Annotated in this window: 5 protein-coding genes; all 5 read right to left on the reverse strand. The window is 45.5% G+C overall.

The annotated features are described in order from the left end of the window. A partial coding sequence (locus tag ACCI49_RS23915) for a transposase (RefSeq protein WP_371838736.1) occupies positions 1–288 on the reverse strand: 288 nt, incomplete at its 3' end. Positions 289–392: 104 nt separating this feature from the next. Then, complete coding sequence (locus tag ACCI49_RS23920; RefSeq protein ID WP_371841759.1) at positions 393–821, reverse strand: nuclear transport factor 2 family protein; 429 nt, start codon at positions 819–821, stop codon at positions 393–395. Between the two features lie 231 nt (positions 822–1,052). Next, positions 1,053–1,970, reverse strand: a complete 918-nt coding sequence (locus ACCI49_RS23925) for a penicillin-binding transpeptidase domain-containing protein (protein WP_371841760.1) — start codon at positions 1,968–1,970, stop codon at positions 1,053–1,055. Between the two features lie 285 nt (positions 1,971–2,255). Continuing rightward, positions 2,256–2,768, reverse strand: coding sequence for a carboxymuconolactone decarboxylase family protein (locus ACCI49_RS23930; protein ID WP_371841762.1), 513 nt, complete (start codon positions 2,766–2,768; stop codon positions 2,256–2,258). A 169-nt stretch (positions 2,769–2,937) separates the two neighbouring features. Further along, positions 2,938–3,372, reverse strand: coding sequence for a cupin domain-containing protein (locus ACCI49_RS23935; protein WP_371841764.1), 435 nt, complete (start codon positions 3,370–3,372; stop codon positions 2,938–2,940). Between the last annotated feature and the right edge of the window lie 318 nt (positions 3,373–3,690).

The raw sequence follows: 3,690 nt of genomic DNA on the forward strand, positions 1-3,690 counted from the left end.
GTCCTCCGGGTTTAGGCTGAGAAATCGACAAAATGAAAATCGATCGCGTATCTGATATTCCAGCTCATCATCCGATAGGTTATATAAATGCTGTAATACAAGTGCCTTGAACATCAGTACCTTATCAAAGGGTCTTCTTCCAGCATTACTCTTTCTTGGAAGTGTGGGGATTTTATTCAAAGTACTCCGGAAGTCCTCCCAGTCAATCAACTTACGAAGAGCAACCAGTGGATCACGTTCATTTAGCTTGCGATGGCGGTCATCAAGACCGAAAAAACTCGGCTGCATTTGACAATAACCTTTACTAGTGAGCGTTTAGACTATTTTACCGGAAATTAGTGAATTTTTAGAGGTACCCTAAAGTTTAGTGTCATTCTTTGATTTTAGCGCGACTACGCCAGACCGGCTTGCTTAAATGCCGCTGCTTTTTGCTCACCATTAATATATACATCTTTGCGCGTGACCTCACCCACGCCGTTAACGGTGACCACATCGAGCGCTTCAATTTTTGCTGTAAAGGGGTTGCCGGAAGGATCTTGCAATTCCAGCGTCATCAGCCACTCAAAAATCCAAAAGTTTTCGCCAAACAGCAAGCGGCTGCGCTCCAACGTAAAGTGAAACTGTTTAAACAACTCAACACAATGTTGACGTAGCGCATCACGCCCAACAATCGCTTCAGAGCCGTCATGCATATGAAAAACCGTGTCGTCAGAGTGAAGTGTAGCAATCAAGTCTGGATTTCTGGATTCCCACCCGCTGTGATAACGTTCAAATATCACTGGCAAATCGAGTTTAGTGTCGGTGTTATTTGACTCAACCATCTACGCCTCTCTTTATAAAATGTTAGTTTTTTGATCTTAGATATAGTCAACCCGATTGAAGGTTAAACGGATTGAAGGTTAAACGGATTGACTATATTTAAATAGTAACAGGGGTATAAGTCACATTCATTGTGCAAACGTGCTCATCTGTTCGCTGCCGGAAGCGATTCGAACTCACTGTTTGCCAAATTTCCCGCTCATTAAAAATGGCGAATACAGGCTATCGGGTGCTTAATTAAACACCACCCCGTTTGCTTCCAACAGCATGAGAGACAAAGCTTGACGCTTGCCGATATCTGCCGAATGACTGATATCAAGATTTAAAGCAAACACTATATCCGCGCGCTTCCTGTTGGATTGCTCTACCCAGCCGACGTACCAGCCCACGCGATTAACGCTGCTTAAACGAGAAACGATCGGCTCGGCGTTGCTTATGTCGCCCGTGCGTGGATCAATCGGTAACACAAGCCCACTTTTTGCCCGCAGGGTGACCGAGCCGGGGTTAGGTGCAACACGCATCATCTGGGCCACTAATTGTTGTGCGTTGGTATCGACGGGCAAAACGCGGCGACGTAATTTATCCAAGAATATCACCTGCTCTAAAGCGCTGATCCTCAATGCACCGTCCAGCCAAAAATGCGTTAGATCGTCGATTGAACCAATGTTGGAATTGCCAAACTCAAGTGCATCAACCCACTGCTGCATACGTTGATAACCCACCTCACGAGCGATGTGTTGATAGTACCAAACGGTGGAATGAGTGATGCCGGTGGCGAGCGTTGTCGCTTGATTCCAGACCGGCACCGCACGCGTTTTACCGTCCCACGCAATACGATGCTCTGGACCGTCAGCTACACCGGTCGCCAGTGCAATCAATGCATGGGGCACTTTAAACGTTGAAGCGGGCACGTAAGGCATTTGTGCTCGAACAGGGTTACAGACTAACAACTGGGATGATTGTGTGTTTAACATCACAAAGGTCGCACCGGATGTGTTTTCAGCTAATTGCTCGCAGCCTTTTGCCTGGCTCATTGCCGATTCGGTATAGCTTACACGTTCAGATTGAGACGATTGGACATTGCATGCTGCCAGCACTAACACGACAAGCCATGCGATGATTGTTAGTATTCGATAAGCTATTTTTTTCATTAAACTCTATGGCTTTTCCTACTGCGAAGTTAATGCAAAGCGGCGTGTTTTTTTCATGCGGATCAGACCGAAATATTCATCTCGGGAACGGCACGGCTTATTATGTGAAAATAGTAACACAGACAAGCGCTGCGGGAGTTGAATAAACGTGGCAACTATTAAAAGTGCGCAAGCGTAAAAGTGTGCCAGCGCAAGCGCTGACGACACAGCTACCTAAAGTTTAACAAGCGCATCACTAAAGGAAGGATCAAATACGTTACCAATACCGTCATATGCATGTTGGGTTTAAACATCAATTTCGACGAGCCGACAACTTTTGCCATAGCCTAATGCCCTTTTAATGGTTGGATACATGGCGGCAGTAGCGATGCAAACGCTAAGCTCTACCTGCTGCGTGGGGTTTAGCTGCTGTTTTACACGTTGCTCCAAATCAAAGTCAATCGATTGACTCGATGCAACGCAGGTGGCAAACGTGAACACATCAAGTAATTGCGCCGGCAAGCCGCTACCGCCTCTTAGCGATGACTGAATAATGGCTCTATCTACGCCCGACTCCAATGCCATACGTACATTAAGCTGAACACAGTGTCCACAATCGGCCACCTGCATAGCGGCCAACTTGGCCACCCAAAATGCCTCAACACTCAACTGCTCACGGTGGTGACTTAGTGGAACAAACGCATTAAATTTTTCATAGCACGTTGGCGATGCAATTAACATCTGTTCAACATAACTATTGTCATACTGATAGCGTTCAGAAAATTCTCGAATGTGTTGTAATTGAATGTCATTTGACATTGGCGTCTCTCCACAGGTTTTTTTGTTGACTCAACATTTTGCGTTTAGCTGAGTCACAAGTATCTCCCATATTGACAGCCAGAGAAAGTTAGAAACTATCGACAATCGCGATAGTTGAAAAGCAATCAAAACCTTGGGCATGAATTTGTGCAGAAACCCTCCATCACTGTTAGGCACCTATGGCCACAATAGGATGATTCTCTTGTTCACACCATTGACGATAGCGATGTCGCAATGTGTCTGTATCGGTCACACTTTTGGGTTTGCCATTTTCATCGAGGTAGGCAACCGAACCACTCATTGTAATTTGAACAATCACCGGCTCGTCACCATAACAGGCCCAACTGTCTATGTTCCCCGCCGGCTCGTACACATAGGCTCCAGGGCCAGCGATTTTACCATTGCTGAGTTTTCTGCTGCCGGTAACGTTAAATGCATGCACTTCGCCACCATGTGCATGCTGTTCGATGGTGGTACCGGGTTCAACTTTTAATTGTAGTGTTCTGTCTTTTCCAACCAGGCGTAGTAATCGCACTGATACACCGGTGTTGAGCGGCATCCAAGGCAGCTCATTGGTTTGGATGGGGTTAGAGGTTTGATCCATAGTTAGATTACCGTTCTAGTTAAGGGAGCAAAATAATGCAACAAGGCAGTTTTTGGCAAGGTGTTTACACCATCACCTTGCGATACGCTTTGTTACGCCGACCATTATAAAACACATACTGATTTCGTTAAGCACAACTTGTGGTCAGGGATTAGTTTAGCGCTACTGAGTAGTCGATCAGTACAGCAGTATTTCGACAAATTTGGAATAATGATCGATTGACTATATTTGAGCTATAACCAAATCTGGTGTTTGAAGGTTTGAAAAAAAGCGGCGTATCTGGTTGATTTGTTATCGCCAGACAATAAACCAACTAAG

The organism is Microbulbifer epialgicus, from assembly GCF_041447265.1.
In the GTDB taxonomy this organism is placed as follows: domain Bacteria; phylum Pseudomonadota; class Gammaproteobacteria; order Pseudomonadales; family Cellvibrionaceae; genus Microbulbifer; species Microbulbifer epialgicus.